This window comes from Empedobacter falsenii, assembly GCF_013488205.1.
GTDB classification, from domain to species: Bacteria; Bacteroidota; Bacteroidia; order Flavobacteriales; family Weeksellaceae; genus Empedobacter; species Empedobacter falsenii_C.
Window position 1 is genome coordinate 3,362,844 of the sequence record NZ_CP040908.1, and the last position, 21,861, is coordinate 3,384,704.

Consider the following 21,861-nt stretch of genomic DNA (forward strand, 5'->3'; position numbering starts at 1 on the left):
TTATGGATTGGGAAAATTTTATAGAATATGAATCATTAATAATTCAAAAACAATTTGCTGGAGAAATTCGATTTGGTCCAACTTTTTTCTCGCTTAATTCTAATCCAGAAATTAAAGAATTGAATAATAAAATCTTTGGAGATTGGTTTTATAAACACAATTCGATGATATATTTACAACAATGGAATTCTACTAAAAATCCAGATACAAATCTTATTGCAATAGATATATTTACGCTTCAATATAAAATTGTATTAGAAAATATAAAATCTGTTTTTGGAGAAATGAGATACAGAAATAATCAATTATATTTTGTAGATCAATACAATAAAAAAGAATATTTAATCACAGAATCATGACAAAACAAGCCTCTATAAATAATTTACAAGAAATAGTTCCTTTATTTGATGCGTATCGTCAATTTTATAATAAAAAATCTGATGTAAAAGCAGCAGAAGAATTTCTAAAAGCCAGAATCATAAATGACGAATCGGTTATCTTTTTAGCCTATAATAAAGACGAAAAAGCAGTTGGTTTTGTACAATTGTTTCCTTCATTTTCATCTACTCGAATGAAACGTTTCTGGATTTTGAACGATTTATTTGTTTCGCCAGAATTTCGCGGACAAGGTTTTTCAAGAGAATTGATTGAAGAAGCAAAAAGTTTATGCCGCAAAACTGATGCTTGCGCGATGCTGTTAGAAACCAGTGTTACAAATCATATTGGAAATTCATTATATCCAAGTGCTGGATTTCAATTGCGCGATGATGCAAATTTTTATGAATGGGAAGTTTAACCAAATTGACGTTTCAATTCGTAGATAATATCTTCTAAACCATTTAGTTTTATTTCGTAAACGGTCGATAATAAAACGCCTAATTTTCCTTTCGGAAAACCACCTTTACCAACAAACCATTCCAGATAAGAAACAGGTAAATCGCACAACAATCGCCCTTCATATTTACCGAAAGGCATTTTTGTTGTGACAATTTCTTTTAATATTTCGGGACGAAATCCTTCCATTATTTTGCTACAGTTCCTTTGTACGTCGACATTCCATCTTTGAAATTCTTCGCATTTTTGAAACCTTTTTCTTGCATTTTTTCTGTTGCCAATTTTGCTCTAACACCAGATTTGCAATAAATAAAATAATTCTTTTTTGTGTCTAATTTCTGAATTTCTTCTTCGAAATTTGGATTTTTCACATCAATGTTTACCGCTCCAGGAACATGACCTTCAGCAAATTCTTCAGGTGTACGAACGTCTAACAAAACATTCTTTTTGTTCTTGAAATTGATTTCATTTACATTGTCTAATGTCGAAGTTACTTCTTCTATTTTCGCTTCTTTTCCTTCTGAACTTGACGAATTGCTTGCACAAGAACCTAAAAAAAGTGTTCCTGCAATCATTGCAACTCCTAAAATTTTATTTACCATTATATTGATTCATTGTATTCCCTAATCCTTGAAAAATAAACGACAAAACTGCATCAGCAGCCAAATTTAATCGTTCATTCATTTTTTCATTTTCTTCTGCCGACCAATCGCCTAATACGTAATCCACTTGTTTACCTTCCGAAAACTCGTTTCCTACACCAAAGCGTAATCGCGCATAATTTTGTCCGCCAACTTTATTCTGAATATCCTTCAAACCATTGTGTCCACCATCGCTACCTTTTCCACGCATACGAATTGTTCCGAAAGGCAAGTTCAAATCATCTGTAATGACAAAAATATTTTCTAACGAAATATTTTCTTTTTTCATCCAAAAACGAACCGCATCCCCACTTAAATTCATGTATGTATTTGGTTTTAACAACGTAACTGGACGCGCTTTGTATTTGAACTGAGCCACTTCACCAAAATTTGATGGCGAAAATTTAGCATCAACTTTCTTAGCAACTTCTTCAACAACCTTGAAGCCAATATTATGACGAGTATTTTCGTATTGAGCACCAATATTACCAAGCCCAATAATCAGATATTTTTGCATGAAACAAAATTACATCTTTTTGCAATGATTAGAAATAAATATTTAACTTCGCTTTAAAATCTACTAAATTGGTATAGATTTTGAAAATACAAGAAATCGATAAAAATTTATCATGAACAAAATAATTAGCGTTTTTATATTATTTATTGGAATGAATGCGTTTGCGCAAAATATTCCGTCGGTGATGAAAACTGAATTTCCCGCTGCTGCTTTGCAAGATAGTGTAGTTGATTTGGATGGAAATTCGACAACTATAGGAAAAGTTTTTTCGAATTATAAAGGAAAAATTGTTCTATTAGATTTATGGGCAACTTGGTGTGGAGATTGTATCAAAAACATGCCAGCTTTGAAATCTTTGCACGAAAAAAATCCTGATGTAACCTTTGTTTACCTTTCAATGGACAAGAATGAGGAAGCTTGGAAAAATGGTATTGAAAAATATCAAATTGAGGGTCAACACTTTTACTTAGGAAACAACTGGAAAGGCAATTTTGGCACAGGGATTGATTTAAATTGGATACCGAGATATTTGGTTCTTGATCAAAATGGAAAAATTGCAGATTATTACAGCGTAAAAGCTGATGATCCTAAAGTTCAAGAAACAATTGATCGTTTAAGAAATAAATAGTTTATAGTTTACCAACCAAATGGTGATTGAAATTGAAAAATCAATCACCATTTTCTTTTATTAATCATTAGAAATCAATACCTTTCATAGAATAAAAATAAATATTCTATAATTTTTTATAGATCATTTTTTGTATCAAACTTTTAGTTATTATTGCATTGATTTTAATACCCTTTTTATTTATATGAAAATATGCTTCGTAATGTATCCTTGGGACAAGGTTGAACCAGGAAAAGACACCACTATGCGAATTATTAAAGAATGCGTAGATCGTGGATTTGAAGTATCCTATTTAACAAAAAAAGATATCTCTATTGCCAAGGGCAAAGTTGTAGGAAACTGCAAAAAGATGATAACTACAGAAACAAATGATTGTGTTGAATTTTATCACACCATGAAATTTGAAAGTAGTATAAAAGATTTGACCGAATTTGACATAATTTTTATGAGAGCCGATCCACCAATTGATCCGCTTTTGTTGAATATGTTAGAATTAATTGAAGAAAAAGTTTTCTTCGTTAACAAAATTTCGGGATTACGTAAAGCAAATAACAAAATATACGCCGCTTCTTTTGATGATGGTCAAGAAACAATTGTTCCTCAAACACTTATTACAAAAGATATCGATTTGATAAAATCGTTTGTAGAGGAAAATGATTTCGAGAAATTTATCATCAAACCTTTAGACGGAATGGGTGGTAAAGGTGTTATACTTTTCGAACGAAAAAATATTGGTAACTTAAGCTCGATTTGCGATTTTTATATCAATCATACCGGAAATTCTCAGCCTATTATTTGTCAAAATTATATAGAAGGTGCAGAAAAAGGTGATGTTCGCGCCATTGTGATTAATGGAGAACCAATTGGTGCAATTATGCGTGTTCCTGCAGAAGGCGATCACCGTTCTAATATTTCGGCTGGTGGTTCTGCGATTAGACATGACATGAGTGAACATGAGTTAGAATTGTGCCGTAAAATAGGAAAACAACTAAATGAAGATGGAATTTATTTTTGCGGAATCGATTTGATTAACGGGAAAATGGTTGAGCTAAATGTCGTAAGTCCTGGAGGAATTGTTCCTCACAATAATGTAAACAATAACAACGAAATTCAGAAACAAATTGTGTCGATGTTATTGGAGAAATATAAAGAATTTAAAGCATGAAATCCATAAGTATACAGCAAATTTTAGATAATATTGAGAACGAAATTGTATTTGAAGCTTATGCAGAAGACGAATCATTCAAAATAAAGATAGACGAATACATTCCTTACGTTTGTGCTGCCATTCATGATGGTGGACAAATGCGCGAAGATATTCGCGAAAAATGTTTATTAAGCAATTATGAACGTTGGTACGAGGAAGATCCGCATACAGCTGAGTTTGTAGAAACTTTTCCAATCTTAATTCAAGGTTGTGATTCTCGATTTGAATACGATCTAAATCGTGGTCCAGAAACTGCTGTGTACGAAGAAGCTTGGGGAAAACAGGTTTGGAAAGAGCCTTTGTCGGTTTCTCAAAAACAAAAAAGTATTGCAAAACATCACGCTTTTTATGAGGTTTTAGAAGCTTTAATCAATAAGCTTGAAACTAAATTTAAATCATGTTTGGTTTATGATATTCATTCGTACAATTGGAAACGTTGGGATCGTCCGGTTCCTGTATTCAACATTGGTGCAGAGCGAGTTGACAACGAACGTTATGGAAATTATGTAGAAAGTTGGCGCGATGAATTAGCGAATATTGAGTTAGAAAATATTCACAATTATTCAGCGATTAACGATGTATTTTATGGACGCGGATATTTGTTAGAATTTGTTACAAATCGATTCAAAAATACATTGGTTTTAGCCACAGAAGTTTCAAAAATTTATTGTGATGAATTAACAGGAGAATCTTTTCCTGAGATTATTAACCAAATAAAAGAAGGTTTCAAATCGGCGATTCTTAACCACGCTTACGAGTTCGTAAAAACGGAAACGACGTACAAAGTAGGTTCTAAGCAAGTGAATATTTTGCACAATGAATTAGAATCTGATTTGGTCAAAATTGATAAACAATTGTATCAATTGGTTCAGAATTTTGAGTTGTTAAGTGTTATCAATCCGATTAATTTAGAATTTGAAAAGAAGAAATTCTTAGCTTCAAAATATACATACGAACCACAATTTAAGTACAATCCGCTTAACATTGATCCATTCGAATTTAAACGAAAATTATCGAATATTAAAGTCGAAAAAATCAATGATATTAGTATTCAAAATATGTATGTTAACACGATTAACGCTTATTTTGATAAAGTAGATTTGTTAGCGAATCTTGGTACGGATAAATTTCTGTACAATTCGTTGCGTTATTTTGGCGAACCATCTAAAAAAGATATCGAAAATGCGAATTTTATCCTTTATTGTCCTGAGTTTAGAATGGATAAACAAGGCAATTATACAGAGGAAGAAGTGGTTAATCTTTTTAGAAATGCTACAAATGATTATGGTTTCAAATTTGACATCGAAGTTTCGGATGATATCGCTTCAAAAGCGCTTGTGATAAATAGTAAGAGAAAAGTTGTGATTAAGCGTGGCGTTAAGTTTGACAAACGTTTTACAAATGGTTTAATTGAGCACGAAATTGGAGTTCATATGGTGACAACGATGAACGCGTTGGATCAACCATTAAAAATCTTTAGTATTGGTTTACCTGTGAATACGTTGACACAAGAAGGTTTAGCGATTTTAAGTGAGTATTATTCTGATTCTATTAATCATAGCCGTTTAAGAGAACTTGGTTTGCGCGTAATGGCGGTACATATGTTGACAAATGGAAAATCGTTCAACGAAACATTTATGACGTTGATGGAAGAATACAAAATGCAACCAGAAGACGCATTTTATCTGACAACTCGTGTTTATCGTGGTGGTGGTTTTACAAAAGATGCGCTTTACTTGAAAGGTTTGAAAACAATTTTGAATTATGTTGATCAAGGACGTTCTTTGGATAATTTATTGATTGGAAAAACTTCGGTTGAATACATTGATACAATTGACGAATTAGTTGAGCGTAAAATGATTAATAAACCAAAATATCATACCAAAATTTTCAAAAAACATCTTGAAAATCCAGAAATCAATCCGATTTTACAATATATTTTTAATGGAATAAAAGATTAAAAAAAAATAAAAACCCACTCAAATCTGAGTGGGTTTTGTTTTTAATTTTTGACTACTATTTTCTTTCTAGTATAATAAAATCCAACAGCAGTTGCCAAAACTATTAATGGATATACATAATCCGAGATTGGTGTAGCATTTGGATCATCAGGATCGTCTACAGTTCCAATATCATTTGAAGCTTTAGAACTTGAGAAAAAAGAAACTTCTTCCTGCTCATTAGCAAAAGCTAAATGTGAAAATGAAAATAATGTTATTAAGATAATTTTTTTCATTAGAATAGGATTTTAGTGTTAGTAATTGTTTGATCTGTATTGATTACTTTAATTACCAATACTTGATTCGTTTTAGGTAAATTAGATAATGTGATCTCTTTTCCAGAAGTAGACTTAGATAAAACTTTTCGTCCAGAAATATCATAAACTTCTACTGATTTTATTTCTTTTGGAGATTGAATTACAATTGTATTATTTTTCTTAAATACAACCGTTTCTTGCTTCGTCACATTACTAATTCCTAATGTTTTATTCGTAAACATTAATTCGAAACGATCATTATTAATACCTTCTTGTACATTAAATGTATAAGCTTGTTTTCTTAAATCAACAATTTGTTTATCTACTTTATCGTACAAAAAGATTGAAACATCATCTGCAATATTTTCTGTATTATTCAATTGAATTGTATATGACGCATTTGCTTTTGCATCAAGTCCTAATTTCACAGTATCATCATTATTAAATGGTAAAGCTCTACCTTGAATTACAAATCGATCAGACAAATTATTAATCAATGAGTAAATAGCAGAACCATCATAATTTTGATTAAGTTTCGCATCCATTCTTTCGTCAAATTCGTTTGTTGCATCTTGTACATAACCAATTAATATTTGGTTTTTAGCTTGAGTTCCTTCAAATAAATCAATCCAAATTCGTTTTGAATCATCTTCATTTTTGTAAAAAATCGCACTCAAATCTGTACGTTGAGTATTATCAAATTTTAAAGTAGTAGCAGCATTAATTTCTGCAATAAATCCTTGTCCTTTACCTATAATCCCATTCGGAATAACACCTCCAGCAGCAGCTTGTGTTCCTCCTGTTAGATTATATGAAGCATAGTTATTACTAGCATAACCAGCAGAAGTTAATGGAGCTTGGTGTGTCCAAAAATACAATGCTTTTACAGAAGGATTTGCTTGCAAGAACTTTTTAGCATCAAGAGAGGATGGGTAAGGATTCCCTATTAAATGATAACCTAAATTTTGTTTCGTAACTGATTTTGTATAATTTCCATTATTTAAGTTTCCTATAAATTTACCAGCAAAAATGGCTCCTGGAGCTGTTTGTGTATGATTGTTTGCTACACGAATGTGGTAACCTAATCCATTCTCGAAATTATATGTTGCAGGATTTTGTAAATTACTATTTGGATATAACGGATCATTTACAAACAAACTTGCAAACTTATTCGTTTGTTCATTATAAATATAAAAACGTTTATCTAAAGTATTTGGCGAGAAACTACGTACATTTTGACCATTTACTGGAGACGACCATAATGTTGCATCATTAAAAATCATCGGTTTACTATTTGTGATTGCTGTGAAACTTCCTGTATTTGTTACAGCATTTGTTTGAATAACATTTCCTCCGTCTTCAATAATAAATTTATCAGCAGTTAATTTATTAATGATTTCATTTTCAACTTTCAAAATAGCATTAGCTTTTACTGTTATAGAACCTGATTCTAATGCTAATTTCGATGTAACAATATTAGTTGATAAAGATAGATCTCCTTTTACAATAGCTTCTTTTGTAGCATCTGGTAATCCATTACTCCAAGCTGTTCCATTCCAAATTGTATTGTTAGATTTAACAGTTACTGCATAATCTTCAATTTCACCACGAGTTCTCACACCACATGCTTCAAAACTTGCAGTTTGAGAATCTCCTATAATTCGTAATCTAAGAGGCGTATCTTTAACGGCTCCATTTGGAATCACAACAGAATATGTATGTGTTTTATCTACCCAAACATTTGTTTCACTTGCAACATTACTTTTCGTTAATAAAATCTCATCATTTGTAAAAACTCCATCATTGTTCAAATCTAAATAAGCTATAAATGACATTGCATTTGGTGTCCTCTCTGTAAGTTTTAATTCATAAGTTTTTCCTTCTAGAATATCTGTCGAATTATTTTTAATTAGACATGATTTAGAATAATCGTTATAATAATTATTTGTTCCATCTTTTGGTGATGAAGAAACGTCAATACTTCCAAATTGCACTCTAGTCATTCCATATCCATAACTACCTTGAGCTACTGTTGAAGCATTAGGAATACAGCTCTGGGTTAATGTTATTTGGTTATTATTATCAATTGGTTCTAGAGCTTTTGAATTTAAAAGAGATCTTCTATATTGTAAGAATAATTCAACTGATCTCTCTACTTGTCCTTGAGTAAATTTATTACGATAGCTTCCATAATTCATTACGTTTGTAACAACATTATCAAAAGGTTCATTTGTACAACCATTGATAATTGCACTTGTAGGCTGAGAAACTCCATAAACTGAATAATAATAGTTTCCATTTATTGTAGGTGCTGTATCCCAAACAAGATCTCCTGTTGTGTATGGATCATCGGCAAAAGTTGTTTGACAAGCAGTAGTTGAATTCTCTTGTCCAAAAGTATGATACAAACCAAGTGCATGTCCAAACTCATGTCCTAAAGTAGGCTTATCTTTTCCTACTACTCCTGCGTGGTGATAAGCTCCATCGACATCACCTCCTGCTGCTCCAAATAAATACGCATAACCATTAGTTCCTCCTCCAGAAGTTCCATTAAAACCATCTATTTTATTCGTTACATATATATTATAGTAACTTGTTGGATCCCAACGACTCATTTGTCTTAGTTCAGTTTCAGTAACACCTTTTGTACCACTAAACTTTAATCCAAAATCATTATAATCCTGATTATTAGATAAATTAAAACGTACAATTCCAGTTGTATTTTCACAATTAGGATTACGTTTTGCTAAAACCAAACGAAAAGGGAATGCAGTACTATTATTTCCTGAATAATAAGTATTAGCATACAACTTGTTAGTAAAATCTATCCATTCTACAATTTGAGCATCAGAAGGATTTCCTAAAGTTCCTAAAGTTGATTTATCTGCAAAAACATGAACCACAACAGGTATTTCATAAATTTGTCCAGCTGTTTTGTTAAGAAGTTTTCCGTTTTTAGTTGCTAATGCAATTTCTCTCTCAGCAATGTTAACCATTTGCTGTACTTGAGGATTTTCCGCCAAATATCTTTTATTGACTTCATCAAATGAACAATATTCTTGTGCATTGACCAAACCTCCAAACATACTTAACGAAGCTAAGAGATTGAAATAGAGTAATTTTTTTATCATACTAATTTATGTTAATTAATATGTTAAAATTCTATATAATAAATGAATTATCCGTTTATTAAACGTTTAATTTATTTTAAACGTTTAATTATTCTTTTTATCTTAAGATTTATAGCTAATTTTTCTCTTTCTCAATTCTCTTATCAAAATAGAATAATACAATTCCTAATGCGATAATTCCTAAACCAAATAAACTTTCTTTTGGTTTTTGCATCAAAACGAAATAACAGATGTATAAACTAAATGCTAAAAATATCGCAGGTAAAACATAAAAGAATTTACTTTTGATAATGGTTAATTGATCTTGTTTGATAAAGAACGCTGTACAAACTGCCAATGTGGCCAAAATTTGTAAAACAAACGATGTATAGGTAAAAATCACTTCAAAATCTCCTGAAAAAATAAGCAAAATACTAATTGTTGTATGCACCCAAATTGCACGAACCGGAATTCTATTTTTATTCTCTTTTGCCATAAAATTCCACAATTTATTTTCGCGCGCGGTGGCTTGTGTCAAACGAGAACCAATCCACAAATAACCGCTAATCGTCGCAATCAATTGCAAAGCAATAAAGCAACTCACCCATTTCACATTATTTCCAAGTAGATTGTCGAACGAAATATTTGCAACATTTTCTTGTCCAGCCAAAGCTGCTGATGATGCATGTTTCAAGAAAATATAATTTAATAAAACATAAGAAATCGTGACAAAAATAACGCCTATAAATAACGCTTTTGGTAAATTCCGTTTTGGTTGCTCAATTTCTTCTACGATATATGAAGCAGAATTCCAACCTGTGTAAGCAAAAGTGACATAAACCAAAGAAGTCGCAAATGCTGGAAGTAACAATTCACTTTTCCAAGTCGAATCAAAAAGTACCGCGTTTGGCTCAACTGCTGGAGCAAAATAAAAACCTAAAGCAATTAAAACGATGATAAATATAACTTTAAGAATAGTAAAAATATTCTGAAATTTACTACTCAAATTTAGACTGAATGATTGAAAAACTGCGACAATCAAAATCATAGCTATTGCAAATTCTTTTCCTAAATTCAACCCAAAAACATTGAGGTATTTTCCCATTGCCAAAGCCGCTAAAGAAATTGGAGCAGAGAAGCCTACAAACAAAGAAATCCAACTTGATAAATAACCAAAAACGGGATGAAATGTCCGAGATAAATAAATATAATCTCCTCCTGATTGTTTAAATTTTGACGCTAATTCCGAATAAATAAATGCGCCAATCAACGCTAAAAATCCTCCTATTAACCACAATAATAAGATAGAAGTTGTATTTTTTAGATCAGAAATTTGATAACCCAAACTGGTAAAAACACCTGTTCCGATCATATTCGAAATCACTAAAGCTGCTGCGGTTTTCCAACCAATTTTTGAATGTGCCATACACAAAAAAGTGCCAATTGAATGTTTGAATTTACATTAAAATTGACACTTAGAATATTTTATTATTGATTAAAATTTAAAACTTGCGCGCGCAAAATAATACGCTCCTGTCATCCCCATTTGCACCGGCGCATACGGAAAAACTCCATAATAAGAATTTTCGTAAACTTGTTTGTCTGGGAAAACATCAAACAAATTATTTGCACCAATTGTAAAGTTGAAATTCTTTGTAATATCATAACCAATCGAAGCATCCGTCACCACTTTTCCCGTGTGCTCTTGGATACTTCCCCAAGGATATCCATCTTTAGTCACTTTTCCAAAATACGTGTTACGTACCATAAAATTGAATCCAGAAATTGCATAATTCAATCCTAAAGTTGCTTTTGTTTTTGGGCTTAATGATTCGATAATATTGACTTGATCAGGACCAAAAAATTCTTCTGTTGGAATTGTCAAAGCTGTTGGAAAATGATAACCGACAATCTTTGTTTCATTGATATTTCCTGATAAACTTGCATTCAATTTTCCTCGACCTAAACGAGTATCATAGGAAATTACTAAATCCAAACCTTTGGTTTCAGTATCAATTGCATTCGTAAAAATACGCGCTGTCGCTACATTATATTTTTCTAAAGCAGGATCTGTAATATCAGAAGTCAAAACAATTCGGTCATCAACTTTTATAAAATATCCATCCAATGTGATAAATAATTTTGAAGTTGGACGAAATGTTAAACCTAAACTTGCATTGATTGATTTTTCTTCTTTCAATTTATCCAAACCAATTTCTTTCGACAATTCAGACTCATTTCGGATAATTCCTTTTGTTACCAAAACTTGATCACCATTATCATTCAAGAATAAATCAGTATATGAATTACTGAAGTATTTTTGTTGCAAAGAAGGCGCTCTAAATCCTGTCGAAATTGCTCCACGAACCGAATATCCTTTTGCGTATTCATATCGCATCGCTAATTTTCCATTGATTGTACTTCCAAAATCTGAGTAATTTTCGAATCGTCCAGCTAAATCAGCTGTAAAATCTCCAAATTTCAATTCTCCATCTACATAAGCCGCAACTGAATGACGATCACCTTTTACAGCATTCAATGGAGAAAATCCTACAAAAGATTCAGATCCAGAACCTGAGTAAGAAGCTTCATCTCCAGCTTCGATTTTATATTGTTCAAAACGATATTCTCCTCCAAACGCTAAACTAACATTTTGATTGATTCGTTTCGAAAAATCTAAATTGACTGTATTTTGCAAAAATTGATGTTTCCCTGCGTAAAAATCGGTTGGAGAATTTAAGCCTAATGATTGATTAATTGAATTTTCTAAATCATATTTGAATGAATTTAAACCAAAAGTATTACTCAATTCAACTTTCCATCCATCATATGAATAACGTAATCCTGTCGAATTTGAATAATCATTTACATTAGATTTTAAGGTAGCTTGAAAACCATTTGGATAAATTTTTAACGCATCTTCAGACAATTCGCTTGGTAATCTTCTAAAACCAAATCCATTTCCTTGACGTAAAGAAACTCCTCCAAATGAATAAAAATCTAATCGATCATTAATCGCCGTTTCAGCATTTACAAAAAATTGTTGATTTTTGATTGCCGCATCTCCAATTTGAAATCTAAAATCTTTTCTCGAAAGTCCTAAAGCAGCAATTTTAGCATCATCCGCAGCTCTTGCTGCATCTGGATCATCTGCAAAATCGTATGCGAAATTATCTCCAAAAATATCTAAATTATGATCTTTTGAACGATTCGTTTTCTTGCGCTCACTTACAACCGCCGAAAAAACAATTGAACCTGATTGTCCTAATTTCGTTCCATAACTTCCGTTAAAATTGTATGTTTCTCCATCATTTCGAGAAGTCTGACCATACGTTAAAGACGCGTCACCACCTGGTTTAGATTTCAAAACAATATTTACAACCCCCGCAATCGCATCAGAACCATATTGCGCAGCTGCACCATCACGTAAAACTTCAATTTTATCAATCGCTGAAATCGGAATTGCGCCTAAATCTGTTCCTACAGAACCATTCCCTACCGTATTTTGGTAATTCACCAACGAAGTTGTGTGACGACGTTTTCCATTAATCAAAACCAAAACCTGATCTGGCCCCATTCCACGCAACGTCACAGGATCGATATGCTCCGTTCCATCGGCAGATGATTGACGAACCGAATTAAAAGAAGGAATAACCACATTCAAAATATCATTCACACTCAATTGAGGAGAAGACGTTTTCAATTTCTCAACATCGATAATATCGACAGGAACTGACGAATTAACCACCGTTCTTTCTGATGTACGACCACCGATTAAAATAACCTCGTTAAGATTTGTTTCCTCCTTTTCAACTTCTTGAGCGAAAAGTGTAGATGCGCAAATAAATGCGAATGAAGCAAGTAAAAATTTGTTTCTTTTCATTTTTAATTTTCATAAAACTTTCAAGAAACCAACAGATAAAAGTGAAATACTTTTACTCATCTTTCCCTCTAATAGGTTGGATTTAGCACCTTAGATTATAAGTCATCTGGTTGCTAAGGTTTCACAGGGCCAATCCCTCCACCTTTCTTGATAAGTTATGCAAAGGTAATGTTAAAAAATGAAAATGCAAATAATACTCTATCAATTTTATAGAGTTATTGAATTAACAATGAAATATCTAACTCTTGACTTTCGTTCAAATTCATCATTGCATTGATTCGTTTGAACGATTTGAAATTAACTAGATCTGAAACCTTTATATTTTTCTGAATGATTTCGCCTGATTGCAACAAAGCTTCTCTCATTGTTCCTTTCAACAAAAAACTTCGTGGCGTGGTCCATTGAGAACCGTCAAAAAAAACAATATTCGAATAAATACAATCGGTAATATAATTTGATTTTATCAACACCAAATCATCTGTTTTTGATTCTTTTAAATATTCATCAAAAAACCAACGATCTAAATATTTGTAGGAATAATCAATTTTATTTTCGATCTCAAAAAGTTGAATACTTTCAATTGATTTGATTTGATACGGTTGAAATTCTACCGTTTGAATTTCTCGATCATAAACAATTCTAACTTTATATTTTTCATCCGTTAAATCTGTTGGAAACTTAATAATTTCGTTCAATAAAATCGGATTGATTTCAGTAAAATTATCATTTCTTGTCCGATCAAATCTCGCTTGATGAAATTCTAAATTTCGAAGTTGTTTATTCACACAACAAATCGATTCAATAAATTGGAACATATACTTTCTGAATTAATTCTTCGTATTCTGCTTTCGCTTTGCTTTTTGCCGTTATTCCTCCTCCACTCTTGAAAAACATTTCACCTTGATTATTTTCAATGAAACGAATCATCACAGCACTATCAAGATTTTCGCCATCAAAAATGCCGAAAACACCTGTATAAAAATTTCGATGATACTTTTCGGCTTCTAAAATAATTTCGACGGTTTTCTTTTTGGGCGCACCACAAATAGAACCAGCAGGTATAAGTTGATCGAAAATCGTTCCTAAGTTTTGGTAATAATCATCGTTCAAATCACCTTTTATCTCAGAGCTTACTTGCAAAAGTGTTGCATCATTTGTCTTCACCTCATCGATATATCGATAATTTGTCACCTCAACATTTTCTGAAACAAGACTCAAATCATTTCTAATTAAATCGACAATTGTAGCATGTTCGGCAGCTTCTTTTTCATCATTTAAAATGAGTTGTTTTGCATTTGGAATCGAAGCATCAATAGTTCCTTTCATTGGATTTGAAAAGATTTTTTGATCTTCAATTTTCACAAAACGTTCGGGAGAAAAACAAACAAATTCGTCTTTATATTTCAATTTATATTTTGCTTCAGAAAACTGAAAAATTTCGTCTAAAGTCAAATTCGTTTCGATTTTTGTTGGAAGAGTTAAATTCGTTAAATATGAATTTCCAAACAAAAGATTATCGTGAACATAATTGAATTTTGGCAAATATTCGTCAAAGGAAATCGGGAATTTATTGAATTTAAAATCTTTCTGAAAAGATTCTTTTTTTGGCGAATCTATTTCAAATTTTATCTCATCAGGTAATTCATTTAACGGAATTACTTCTCCATTTTCTTTCAAAAAATCGATCATAAAAAAAAAGGGAACTTTTGCAGCTCCCAATTCATTCATTTTCGTAAAAATCGAATGCTTTGCTAACATTCGATAAAATTAATATTATTCTTGATTTGTACCAAGTAGATCAATTTCTGATTTTTCATCATCCGTCAAAATCATATCTTTTAACATAAAATACACCATAATATAAGCAAATGGATACGTTGCAAGAGCACCTACATAACAAGCAATAGCACCAATTGAAGCAACCAGACTAACCACAATCGCCATTAAAACCATCCACCAAAAATTCTTTTTTACGATTGCATAAGAAGTTTTCATTGCGTCGATAGCATTCATATTTCCGTAGTGAATAAGATACGGAGCCAGATAAATACACGCTTGTAAGAACATTAAAAATACCATCGCCACGAAGATGTATAACATCCCAAAAAGTGATGAACCAATCATCAATGCTGGGTTTACATTTTCGGGATCATTAAACATAAGTGGTAAAAAAGAAAAAATAATATAAGGCGACAAAACGACAAGCGAAACTCCCATAACGATAAGTGTTAAAAGGAAATAGCTTCCTATGTTTTTGAAACCTCCAAAAAAGTCACCCAATTCTAACGACATTTTGTTTTCGGCACGTTCTGCACCAATCATAAATCCCATTATAAGTGGATACATCACAAAAAGCAATCCGATTACAGTGAACGAAGTAAACATATAAATAATGGCTGCGACAAGAGCATAAATAACAAATGGTTGCCAATTGTTTTGGAAAAGTTCTAATGATTGATTGAAATATTTCCCGATATCAAATTGAAATTTATTGTTTTTGTAATACTCAATTTTGTTGTAATCTAATGTTTTCATCTTAACGTTGGTTTAATTGAAATTAATGTAAATTTGCTTGATTAGTAGAATAAAATTAATAATTGTTACAACATGAATGCAAACGATTTATTATCAATCATAAAAAATAGACGCTCTATATTTCCTCCGCAATACAATCAAGAAGAAATTACGCGCGAAGAATTGAATCAAATTTTTGAGGCAGCAAATTGGGCGCCATCTCATAAAAAAACAGAACCTTGGCGTTTTGTTGTTTTAGAAGGACCTGCAAAAGACCGTTTCCGCGAATACGTAAAGCGTGTTTATGTGCAAGGAACGCCAACAGATCAATTGAGCGACAGAAAAATAAATGCATTAATTGAGAAATGTGATAAGTCGAATAAAATTGTATTAATCAATTTTATCAACACAGAAAAAAATCCTGAATGGGAAGAATTAGCTGCTACTTCTATGGCTGTTCAAAATATGTGGTTAATGGCAAGCGCTTTAAATATTGGTGCATATTGGTCTTCTCCAGCAAATATTATCGCCAATGTTGATGAATTTACAACTATGGAAGAAGGCGAAAAATGTGTTGGAGTTTTCTATATGGGAAAAATTGAAGGAGATTCTCCAGAAGCTGTTCGTCAACCAATCGAAGATAAAGTGAGATTTTTAGAGTATTAAAAACTCTTTAGAAAATAATTTGAGAAAGACTGCTAATTTTTTAGTGGTCTTTTTTATTAAATAGAAAATCAACTCTTTATGATTTTTGTATATTTGATAAAACACTTTAATATGAAATATATGAAATCGATTTTTAACTATTTATTAGTTGTAATCTCTATTAGTTTTTTGACATCTTGCAAAAACTCTAATCCAGTTGTTTACGACGACCCTATTCCAAAACATGAAACATTTACAATTGATTCTAAAATTCTGAATGAAAAGCGAATTATTAATGTTTGGGTTCCAAAAGAATATTCGACTTCTCAGGATTCATTATTCGTTTTGTATATGCCAGATGGCGGAACAAAAGAGGATTTTCCGCATATTGCAAACACATTGGACAGTTTGATTATTTCGAAAAAAATAAAACCAGTTATTTTGGTTGGAATAGAAAATATACAACGTCGCAAAGATTTGAGTCCGCCAACCGAAAACGAAGAAGATAAAAAAATAGCCGATATTGTGGGTGGTTCGAATGAATTTAGAAGTTTTATCAAGGATGAATTATTTCCTGAAATCACGAAAAAGTATCGCACTCAATCCCAAAAAGGAATTATTGGCGAATCGTTGGCTGGATTATTTATCATGGAAACTTTTCTGAAACAACCCGAAATGTTTGATTATTATATTGCAATTGATCCTTCACTTTGGTGGAACGATCATAAAATGTTATTGAATGCAAAAAATGATTTAGCTAAATTTCCTTCTACTCAAAAAAAGTTATGGTTTGCAGGATCTGGAGCAAGTGATATTTTGCCTTATACAGATGATTTGAAGAATATTTTAACGCAAGAAAAACTTCCAAATCTACAATGGAATTATTCTCCAGAACCGAAAGAAGAACATGTTACAATTTACAGAGCAACTAAAGAAAAAGCACTGATTTGGAGTATTGGTAAATAAAATTTATCTAATAAACCAAAAAACCTCACTTCAAATGAAGTGAGGTTTTTTTTATGCGATTCGTTTACCTAAAATAGTTAAACTTCTTTCTATTCCGTCTAAAGTTGCAATATTGGGATAATTTCCCCAATCTTCGAAACAAAAATGTTTGAATAATTTCAAGCTCGGTTCGTTATGCGAAAAAATAAAACCTAAAATCGTTTTGATTCCAAATTCTGGCGCTTTCGTAATGCTATATTCCAACACTTGTTTTCCTAAACCTTTTCCACGTTGCGTAGCATCTAAATAAATGCTAATTTCTACAGTTGCATCATAAGCTGGTCTTCCATAAAAAGATTGAAAACTTACCCAACCTACAATGTCTTTCGATTCATTTTCTACAACCCAAAGTGGTCTTTTTTCAGGTGAATGTTCTTCGAACCATTTTACTTTACTTTCAACTGAAACTTGTTCTGTATCGGCAGTCACTAATCGCGAAGCTATTGTCGAATTATAAATTTCTGTTATTTTTTCTAAATCTCTTCGTTTAGCATCTCTATATGTTAACATCTAAATTTTTAAATTTTATTCTGCGTTTGATTTTAAAAAGGAATATTCTTTTTCATCGCCATCATATAGCCCAAATGCATTGCTTCGTGAATATTGTTGTACAAAATTGCATCTTCAATCGATTCTAACGTCATACCAAAACTTGTTTTATATGATCGATAATACGATAGTTTTTCCGAACGATAATCCTTGAACATCTGCATTGGTGTACTTTCCAACATTTCCTTCAATTCTGTCACATCCTCTTCTGTTACTTCCGTATTTCCAATTGTTCCTTTTTTATACTTCTGGATAAACTGAATATCGACCAACATCCTATTATCGGTTAAATAATAATGGATCAATTGCTGTGTTGCCAAAACATGAGCAGCATTCCAAAACAAATTGTTTTTATAGCCAACAGGTATATAAAGTAGTTGTTTCAGAGAGTGTTGTTCAAGCTCATCAATAATCTGTTTTCTTATATTCGTCAGATAAATAATATGCTCTTCCATAGTCAGATTTAAAGTTTAAATATACATCAAATTAAGTCTATTTATCAAATTATAAAGCAAAACAATTAAAATCACGTTTTTAGATTATTTAAAGTCTTTGATTCTTCGTAATTTTGTCTCATTAAATTTAAAAGATGGCTTACACAAGAGATCAAATATATCAAGTATTAGAAGAATTGGGTATTCGCAATTGGATGCGTAACGCTCAAGTGATGGGAAATGATATTATTTTGGATATTGTTTCTCCTTCGCCTGCAATGCACGAACGCAAGCGTTTGGAAATTGCGTTGAAAAATGCATTTAAAGAAAATTTACCTGAGTCAAATCTTAAACTTAACATTTCTGTTGAAGTTGAAGAAAAAAATCCGAACGAAATCAAAGGTTCAGAATTGCCAGGTGTTAAAAATATTATCGCTGTAGCATCAGGAAAAGGTGGTGTTGGTAAATCTACTGTTTCATCAAACTTAGCAATTAGTTTAGCAAACATGGGATTCAAAGTTGGTTTATTAGATGCTGATATCTACGGACCTTCTATGCCAATTATGTTCGATTGTCAAGATGCTCGTCCATATTCTGTAGAAGTTAATGGAAAAACGAAAATAAAACCAGTAGAAGCTTACGGAATCAAGTTATTATCAATTGGTTTCTTTGCTGATACAGATCAAGCAATTGTTTGGAGAGGACCGATGGCTGCAAAAGCATTAAATCAAATGATTCGTGATGCACATTGGGGAGAATTAGATTTCTTATTAATCGATTTACCTCCAGGAACAGGTGATATTCATTTATCTATCGTTCAACAAGTTCCAATTACAGGAGCAGTTGTGGTTTCTACACCTCAAAATATTGCATTAGCAGATGCGAAAAAAGGAGTTGGAATGTTCCAAATGGAAGCGATTAATGTTCCAGTTTTAGGAATTGTAGAAAATATGGCGTATTTTACACCAGAAGAATTACCTAACAACAAATATTATATCTTTGGACAAAATGGTGCAAAGAACTTAGCAGAACAAATTGGTGTTCCTTTCTTAGGCGAAATTCCAATTGTACAATCTATTCGCGAAGCTGCTGACGTTGGTCGTCCAGCTGCAATGCAAGAAGATACTGTTGTAGCTAATGTTTACAAAGAAATTGCACGTAACGCAGTACAAAGTTTAGTAGAACGTAACAATACTTTGCCTCCAACAGAAGCTGTCCGTATTACAACGATGGCAGGTTGTTCGGCAAAAAATTAAAAAAGTAAAAGATCATGACTCCAGAAGAAAAATATTCAGAAGTTGAAAAGGCCTTAACTGAAATTAGACCATTCTTAAATTCAGATGGAGGCGATATCGAATTAGTATCTGTAGAAGATAATATTGTAAAAGTTCGCCTTACAGGTGCATGTATAGCATGTTCTGTCAACCAAATGACCTTAAAGTCAGGTGTTGAAATGACCATCAAAAAATATGTTCCAGAAATAGTTTCGGTTATCAATGTTTCAGATTTTGAAACTTCAACTGAAGCAGATCAAATATCTTCCTTAAAAGAAGAAAATTAGAATATCATTAGATTCTCATAAATTAAAACGCCTTTATATCAATTTATAAAGGCGTTTTATTATTTTTGGCAAACAATTTGAATCTTAACCTCAAAACCAAAAATTCAAAATGAAAAAATATATTTTATTTTTTACTTTTATTGTCCTTTCATTTGCATTGCCTTTAAATGCTCAAAACAACTACAAAGTTGGCGAAAATCTAAAATTTAGAGTTCATTATTCTGGATTGAATGCAGGTTTTGCTTCCATTGATGTAAGAGAAGCTACATTGAATGGAAAAAGCCATTATCACATCATAGGAAAAGGAACTTCAACAGGTGCTGTGCGTGCTTTTTTTAAGGTAGATGATAATTACGAATCGTATATTGACAAAACAGATTTGAAACCTACAAAATTTGTTCGAAATATTGTAGAAGGAAGTTACAAACGTCATCAAATCTATTATTTTGATCATGCCAATAGAAAAGCAAAAGTTGAAAATAAACGAGATGGAAAAGTTACAACAGAAACGATTCCTTACGATGCGCAAGATTTACTTTCTGCTTTTTATAGCTTACGTAATGCCAATCATACCACTCTTAAAACAGGAGATTATTTGAACGAAAATATTTTTCTTGGTGATGAAACGCTTAAATTTCGATTGAAAGTTTTGGGACGTGAAACCCTAAAAACAAAATTCGGAAAAATTGCAGCAATCAAAATTCGTCCGTATGTACAATCTGGTCGTGTTTTCAAAGAATCAGAATCGGTTACAATGTGGATTTCTGACGATGATAACTTAGTTCCGCTAAAAATAAAAGCGGGTTTATTAGTTGGATCGTTAAATGCAGATCTAAATGAATATAAAAATTTAAAATATCCTATTACTTTTACGAAGTAAATTGAAAAAGCGAAGTTCGAAATCCGAATTTCGCTTTTTTTTATTTCTCCAAATATTCCAAAAAAACATCACTCGGAATTTCCATTGCACCCAAACTCGCTAAATGTTCGGTATAAACTTGACAATCGATCAATTTATATTTCTTGTGGTATTTTGCAACAAATTGTATAAAACCAGCTTTGGAAGCATTGCTCACTTTCGCAAACATACTTTCTCCACAAAAAACGTCGCCCATATCAATTCCATAAAAACCACCTACCAATTCGTCGTTTAGCCAAACTTCGATACTTTTTGCAATTCCCATTTCATGTAACGTACAATATGCCTCGATCATATCATTTGTAATCCAAGTTCCGTCTTGATCTTTTCTATACGCTTGCGAACAATTTGTAATCACTTCTCGAAACGCTTTATTCTCTGAATAGGTAAATGTTTGATCTCGAAAAACTTTCTTCATCGATTTCGAAACATGTAAATTTTCTGGAAATAAGACAAATCGATCTTGAGGAAACCACCAAATAATTGGATCTTCTTCATTAAACCAAGGGAAAATTCCTTTCTGATAAGCCAAAATTAAGCGTTCTGGTGAAAGATCTCCTCCAACAGCTATAATTCCCTCACTATTCACTTCATCGTAATCAGGAAAGATTAAATCAGAACTTAACCAATACATATCGTTTTGTGTATAATTTATATAAAATTAAAAAAACGTGTCCAATAAAGAACACGTTTAGTATTAATTGATGTTTTGTTTTCCTTAGAATGGTAAATCATCATCATCTCCGTTAGAAAAAGTATCTACTGGAGGCGCTGGTGCAAAATTATCGTAACCTTGAGGTGCTTGTGCAGCTGCATTTGCCATATTTTCAATTCTCCACGCTTGGATTGTATTGAAATATCTTGCTACACCTTCTGGGTTCACCCACTCGCGACCACGAATGTTGATAGAAACTTTCACTTCATCACCAGGTTTGTAAGCATTCAACACATCTGTCTTATCTTGTGTAAGCTCAATTAAAATATCTTGTGGATATTGTTCTTGCGTTGTAACAACGAATTCTCTTTTCTTGAAACTTGCAGTAATATTTTGAGTTTCAAATATTTTTTTAATTCTTCCTGTAATTTCCATTTTTGTAAAAGCTTTGTACAAATTTAGAATGTAAAAAAAGATTAAAAAAATTTTATTTCGAAATTTT

General features: G+C 31.9%; 24 protein-coding genes and 1 riboswitch. Of the genes, 10 read left to right on the top strand and 14 right to left on the bottom strand.

Annotation, left to right across the window (positions count from 1 at the left end):
• The first annotated feature begins 2 nt into the window (after nt 1-2).
• Together FH779_RS15700 and FH779_RS15705 are read left to right on the top strand one after the other, a co-directional pair.
• Nucleotides 3-359 carry a hypothetical protein gene (locus tag FH779_RS15700; RefSeq protein ID WP_180905376.1) on the top strand — a complete coding sequence of 119 codons (357 nt, stop codon included), beginning with the start codon at nt 3-5 and terminating at the stop codon, nt 357-359.
• Complete coding sequence (locus tag FH779_RS15705; protein ID WP_180905377.1) at nt 356-796, top strand: GNAT family N-acetyltransferase; 441 nt, start codon at nt 356-358, stop codon at nt 794-796. The genes FH779_RS15700 and FH779_RS15705 overlap by 4 nt, the downstream gene beginning before the upstream one ends.
• Here FH779_RS15705 and FH779_RS15710 read toward each other — a convergent pair.
• The 3 genes from FH779_RS15710 to pth are packed head-to-tail and all read right to left on the bottom strand — an operon-like array spanning nt 793 to nt 1,992.
• Nucleotides 793-1,023: a DUF3820 family protein gene (locus FH779_RS15710; protein ID WP_114998729.1), complete on the bottom strand. Its 231-nt coding sequence runs from the start codon at nt 1,021-1,023 to the stop codon at nt 793-795. The genes FH779_RS15705 and FH779_RS15710 overlap by 4 nt on opposite strands.
• The gene (locus FH779_RS15715) at nt 1,023-1,436 is read right to left on the bottom strand and encodes a rhodanese-like domain-containing protein (protein ID WP_114998727.1); all 414 of its coding nucleotides are present in this window, start codon (nt 1,434-1,436) and stop codon (nt 1,023-1,025) included. The genes FH779_RS15710 and FH779_RS15715 overlap by 1 nt, the downstream gene beginning before the upstream one ends.
• Nucleotides 1,426-1,992, bottom strand: a complete 567-nt coding sequence (pth, locus tag FH779_RS15720; RefSeq protein WP_038336392.1) for an aminoacyl-tRNA hydrolase — start codon at nt 1,990-1,992, stop codon at nt 1,426-1,428. The genes FH779_RS15715 and pth overlap by 11 nt, the downstream gene beginning before the upstream one ends.
• Before the next feature lie 112 nt (nt 1,993-2,104).
• On the opposite strand from pth, the gene FH779_RS15725 reads away from it, so the two are divergent.
• The 3 genes from FH779_RS15725 (at nt 2,105) to FH779_RS15735 (ending at nt 5,788) form a co-directional block, all read left to right on the top strand.
• Nucleotides 2,105-2,620: a TlpA family protein disulfide reductase gene (locus FH779_RS15725; protein WP_180905378.1), complete on the top strand. Its 516-nt coding sequence runs from the start codon at nt 2,105-2,107 to the stop codon at nt 2,618-2,620.
• 184 nt (nt 2,621-2,804) lie between these two features.
• Nucleotides 2,805-3,785, top strand: coding sequence for a glutathione synthase (gene gshB / locus FH779_RS15730; RefSeq protein ID WP_180905379.1), 981 nt, complete (start codon nt 2,805-2,807; stop codon nt 3,783-3,785).
• Complete coding sequence (locus FH779_RS15735) at nt 3,782-5,788, top strand: flavohemoglobin expression-modulating QEGLA motif protein (protein WP_180905380.1); 2,007 nt, start codon at nt 3,782-3,784, stop codon at nt 5,786-5,788. Before gshB ends, FH779_RS15735 begins: the two co-directional genes overlap by 4 nt.
• A 41-nt stretch (nt 5,789-5,829) precedes the next feature.
• Here the strand turns inward: FH779_RS15735 and FH779_RS15740 are convergent, their stop codons facing one another.
• The 7 genes from FH779_RS15740 to FH779_RS15770 form a co-directional block, all read right to left on the bottom strand.
• The gene (locus FH779_RS15740) at nt 5,830-6,063 is read right to left on the bottom strand and encodes a hypothetical protein (protein ID WP_180905381.1); all 234 of its coding nucleotides are present in this window, start codon (nt 6,061-6,063) and stop codon (nt 5,830-5,832) included.
• The gene (locus FH779_RS15745) at nt 6,063-9,215 is read right to left on the bottom strand and encodes a M43 family zinc metalloprotease (protein WP_180905382.1); all 3,153 of its coding nucleotides are present in this window, start codon (nt 9,213-9,215) and stop codon (nt 6,063-6,065) included. The genes FH779_RS15740 and FH779_RS15745 overlap by 1 nt, the downstream gene beginning before the upstream one ends.
• A 115-nt stretch (nt 9,216-9,330) precedes the next feature.
• Complete coding sequence (locus FH779_RS15750) at nt 9,331-10,620, bottom strand: APC family permease (protein WP_180905383.1); 1,290 nt, start codon at nt 10,618-10,620, stop codon at nt 9,331-9,333.
• 69 nt (nt 10,621-10,689) lie between these two features.
• Nucleotides 10,690-13,077: a TonB-dependent receptor plug domain-containing protein gene (locus FH779_RS15755; protein ID WP_180905384.1), complete on the bottom strand. Its 2,388-nt coding sequence runs from the start codon at nt 13,075-13,077 to the stop codon at nt 10,690-10,692.
• 53 nt (nt 13,078-13,130) lie between these two features.
• Nucleotides 13,131-13,234: riboswitch (SAM riboswitch) on the bottom strand.
• A 58-nt stretch (nt 13,235-13,292) separates the two neighbouring features.
• Entirely contained in the window at nt 13,293-13,892 is a 600-nt protein-coding gene (locus tag FH779_RS15760; RefSeq protein WP_180905385.1) for an aminotransferase class IV, read from the bottom strand.
• Nucleotides 13,876-14,835 (bottom strand): aminodeoxychorismate synthase component I, encoded by a 960-nt coding sequence (locus tag FH779_RS15765; RefSeq protein WP_180905386.1) that lies wholly within the window; start codon nt 14,833-14,835, stop codon nt 13,876-13,878. Before FH779_RS15765 ends, FH779_RS15760 begins: the two co-directional genes overlap by 17 nt.
• 15 nt (nt 14,836-14,850) lie before the next feature.
• Nucleotides 14,851-15,612: a hypothetical protein gene (locus FH779_RS15770; protein WP_180905387.1), complete on the bottom strand. Its 762-nt coding sequence runs from the start codon at nt 15,610-15,612 to the stop codon at nt 14,851-14,853.
• Between the two features lie 72 nt (nt 15,613-15,684).
• Here FH779_RS15770 and FH779_RS15775 point away from each other — a divergent pair, with 72 nt between their 5' ends.
• Nucleotides 15,685-16,257, top strand: coding sequence for a nitroreductase family protein (locus FH779_RS15775; protein ID WP_180905388.1), 573 nt, complete (start codon nt 15,685-15,687; stop codon nt 16,255-16,257).
• 120 nt (nt 16,258-16,377) lie between these two features.
• A complete protein-coding gene (locus FH779_RS15780) occupies nt 16,378-17,202 on the top strand; it encodes an alpha/beta hydrolase (RefSeq protein WP_180905389.1) in 825 nt (274 codons plus the stop codon).
• Between the two features lie 51 nt (nt 17,203-17,253).
• On the opposite strand, the gene FH779_RS15785 is transcribed toward FH779_RS15780, so the two are convergent.
• Nucleotides 17,254-17,751, bottom strand: coding sequence for a GNAT family N-acetyltransferase (locus FH779_RS15785; RefSeq protein ID WP_180905390.1), 498 nt, complete (start codon nt 17,749-17,751; stop codon nt 17,254-17,256).
• Nucleotides 17,752-17,783: 32 nt separating this feature from the next.
• Nucleotides 17,784-18,245 (bottom strand): DinB family protein, encoded by a 462-nt coding sequence (locus tag FH779_RS15790; protein WP_038336414.1) that lies wholly within the window; start codon nt 18,243-18,245, stop codon nt 17,784-17,786.
• Between the two features lie 134 nt (nt 18,246-18,379).
• Here FH779_RS15790 and FH779_RS15795 point away from each other — a divergent pair, with 134 nt between their 5' ends.
• From FH779_RS15795 to FH779_RS15805, 3 genes are all read left to right on the top strand, one after another.
• Nucleotides 18,380-19,480 carry an Mrp/NBP35 family ATP-binding protein gene (locus tag FH779_RS15795; RefSeq protein WP_114998705.1) on the top strand — a complete coding sequence of 367 codons (1,101 nt, stop codon included), beginning with the start codon at nt 18,380-18,382 and terminating at the stop codon, nt 19,478-19,480.
• Between the two features lie 14 nt (nt 19,481-19,494).
• Nucleotides 19,495-19,785, top strand: coding sequence for a NifU family protein (locus tag FH779_RS15800; RefSeq protein WP_114998704.1), 291 nt, complete (start codon nt 19,495-19,497; stop codon nt 19,783-19,785).
• 109 nt (nt 19,786-19,894) lie between these two features.
• Complete coding sequence (locus tag FH779_RS15805) at nt 19,895-20,665, top strand: DUF3108 domain-containing protein (RefSeq protein ID WP_114998702.1); 771 nt, start codon at nt 19,895-19,897, stop codon at nt 20,663-20,665.
• A gap of 40 nt (nt 20,666-20,705) precedes the next feature.
• Here FH779_RS15805 and aat read toward each other — a convergent pair whose 3' ends face one another.
• Together aat and FH779_RS15815 are read right to left on the bottom strand one after the other, a co-directional pair.
• A complete protein-coding gene (gene aat, locus FH779_RS15810) occupies nt 20,706-21,338 on the bottom strand; it encodes a leucyl/phenylalanyl-tRNA--protein transferase (RefSeq protein ID WP_180905391.1) in 633 nt (210 codons plus the stop codon).
• 84 nt (nt 21,339-21,422) lie between these two features.
• Nucleotides 21,423-21,794, bottom strand: coding sequence for a DUF3127 domain-containing protein (locus FH779_RS15815; protein ID WP_180905392.1), 372 nt, complete (start codon nt 21,792-21,794; stop codon nt 21,423-21,425).
• Nucleotides 21,795-21,861: the final 67 nt, after the last annotated feature.

Excerpts from the sequence above, each read along its gene's own strand:
- FH779_RS15700 (WP_180905376.1), top strand. The coding sequence starts at position 3 with ATGGATTGGGAAAATTTTATAGAATATGAATCATTAATAATTCAAAAA.
- FH779_RS15705 (WP_180905377.1), top strand. The coding sequence starts at position 356 with ATGACAAAACAAGCCTCTATAAATAATTTACAAGAAATAGTTCCTTTA.
- FH779_RS15710 (WP_114998729.1), bottom strand. The coding sequence starts at position 1,023 with ATGGAAGGATTTCGTCCCGAAATATTAAAAGAAATTGTCACAACAAAA.
- FH779_RS15715 (WP_114998727.1), bottom strand. The coding sequence starts at position 1,436 with ATGGTAAATAAAATTTTAGGAGTTGCAATGATTGCAGGAACACTTTTT.
- pth (WP_038336392.1), bottom strand. The coding sequence starts at position 1,992 with ATGCAAAAATATCTGATTATTGGGCTTGGTAATATTGGTGCTCAATAC.
- FH779_RS15725 (WP_180905378.1), top strand. The coding sequence starts at position 2,105 with ATGAACAAAATAATTAGCGTTTTTATATTATTTATTGGAATGAATGCG.
- gshB (WP_180905379.1), top strand. The coding sequence starts at position 2,805 with ATGAAAATATGCTTCGTAATGTATCCTTGGGACAAGGTTGAACCAGGA.
- FH779_RS15735 (WP_180905380.1), top strand. The coding sequence starts at position 3,782 with ATGAAATCCATAAGTATACAGCAAATTTTAGATAATATTGAGAACGAA.
- FH779_RS15740 (WP_180905381.1), bottom strand. The coding sequence starts at position 6,063 with ATGAAAAAAATTATCTTAATAACATTATTTTCATTTTCACATTTAGCT.
- FH779_RS15745 (WP_180905382.1), bottom strand. The coding sequence starts at position 9,215 with ATGATAAAAAAATTACTCTATTTCAATCTCTTAGCTTCGTTAAGTATG.
- FH779_RS15750 (WP_180905383.1), bottom strand. The coding sequence starts at position 10,620 with ATGGCACATTCAAAAATTGGTTGGAAAACCGCAGCAGCTTTAGTGATT.
- FH779_RS15755 (WP_180905384.1), bottom strand. The coding sequence starts at position 13,077 with ATGAAAAGAAACAAATTTTTACTTGCTTCATTCGCATTTATTTGCGCA.
- FH779_RS15760 (WP_180905385.1), bottom strand. The coding sequence starts at position 13,892 with ATGTTCCAATTTATTGAATCGATTTGTTGTGTGAATAAACAACTTCGA.
- FH779_RS15765 (WP_180905386.1), bottom strand. The coding sequence starts at position 14,835 with ATGTTAGCAAAGCATTCGATTTTTACGAAAATGAATGAATTGGGAGCT.
- FH779_RS15770 (WP_180905387.1), bottom strand. The coding sequence starts at position 15,612 with ATGAAAACATTAGATTACAACAAAATTGAGTATTACAAAAACAATAAA.
- FH779_RS15775 (WP_180905388.1), top strand. The coding sequence starts at position 15,685 with ATGAATGCAAACGATTTATTATCAATCATAAAAAATAGACGCTCTATA.
- FH779_RS15780 (WP_180905389.1), top strand. The coding sequence starts at position 16,378 with ATGAAATCGATTTTTAACTATTTATTAGTTGTAATCTCTATTAGTTTT.
- FH779_RS15785 (WP_180905390.1), bottom strand. The coding sequence starts at position 17,751 with ATGTTAACATATAGAGATGCTAAACGAAGAGATTTAGAAAAAATAACA.
- FH779_RS15790 (WP_038336414.1), bottom strand. The coding sequence starts at position 18,245 with ATGGAAGAGCATATTATTTATCTGACGAATATAAGAAAACAGATTATT.
- FH779_RS15795 (WP_114998705.1), top strand. The coding sequence starts at position 18,380 with ATGGCTTACACAAGAGATCAAATATATCAAGTATTAGAAGAATTGGGT.
- FH779_RS15800 (WP_114998704.1), top strand. The coding sequence starts at position 19,495 with ATGACTCCAGAAGAAAAATATTCAGAAGTTGAAAAGGCCTTAACTGAA.
- FH779_RS15805 (WP_114998702.1), top strand. The coding sequence starts at position 19,895 with ATGAAAAAATATATTTTATTTTTTACTTTTATTGTCCTTTCATTTGCA.
- aat (WP_180905391.1), bottom strand. The coding sequence starts at position 21,338 with ATGTATTGGTTAAGTTCTGATTTAATCTTTCCTGATTACGATGAAGTG.
- FH779_RS15815 (WP_180905392.1), bottom strand. The coding sequence starts at position 21,794 with ATGGAAATTACAGGAAGAATTAAAAAAATATTTGAAACTCAAAATATT.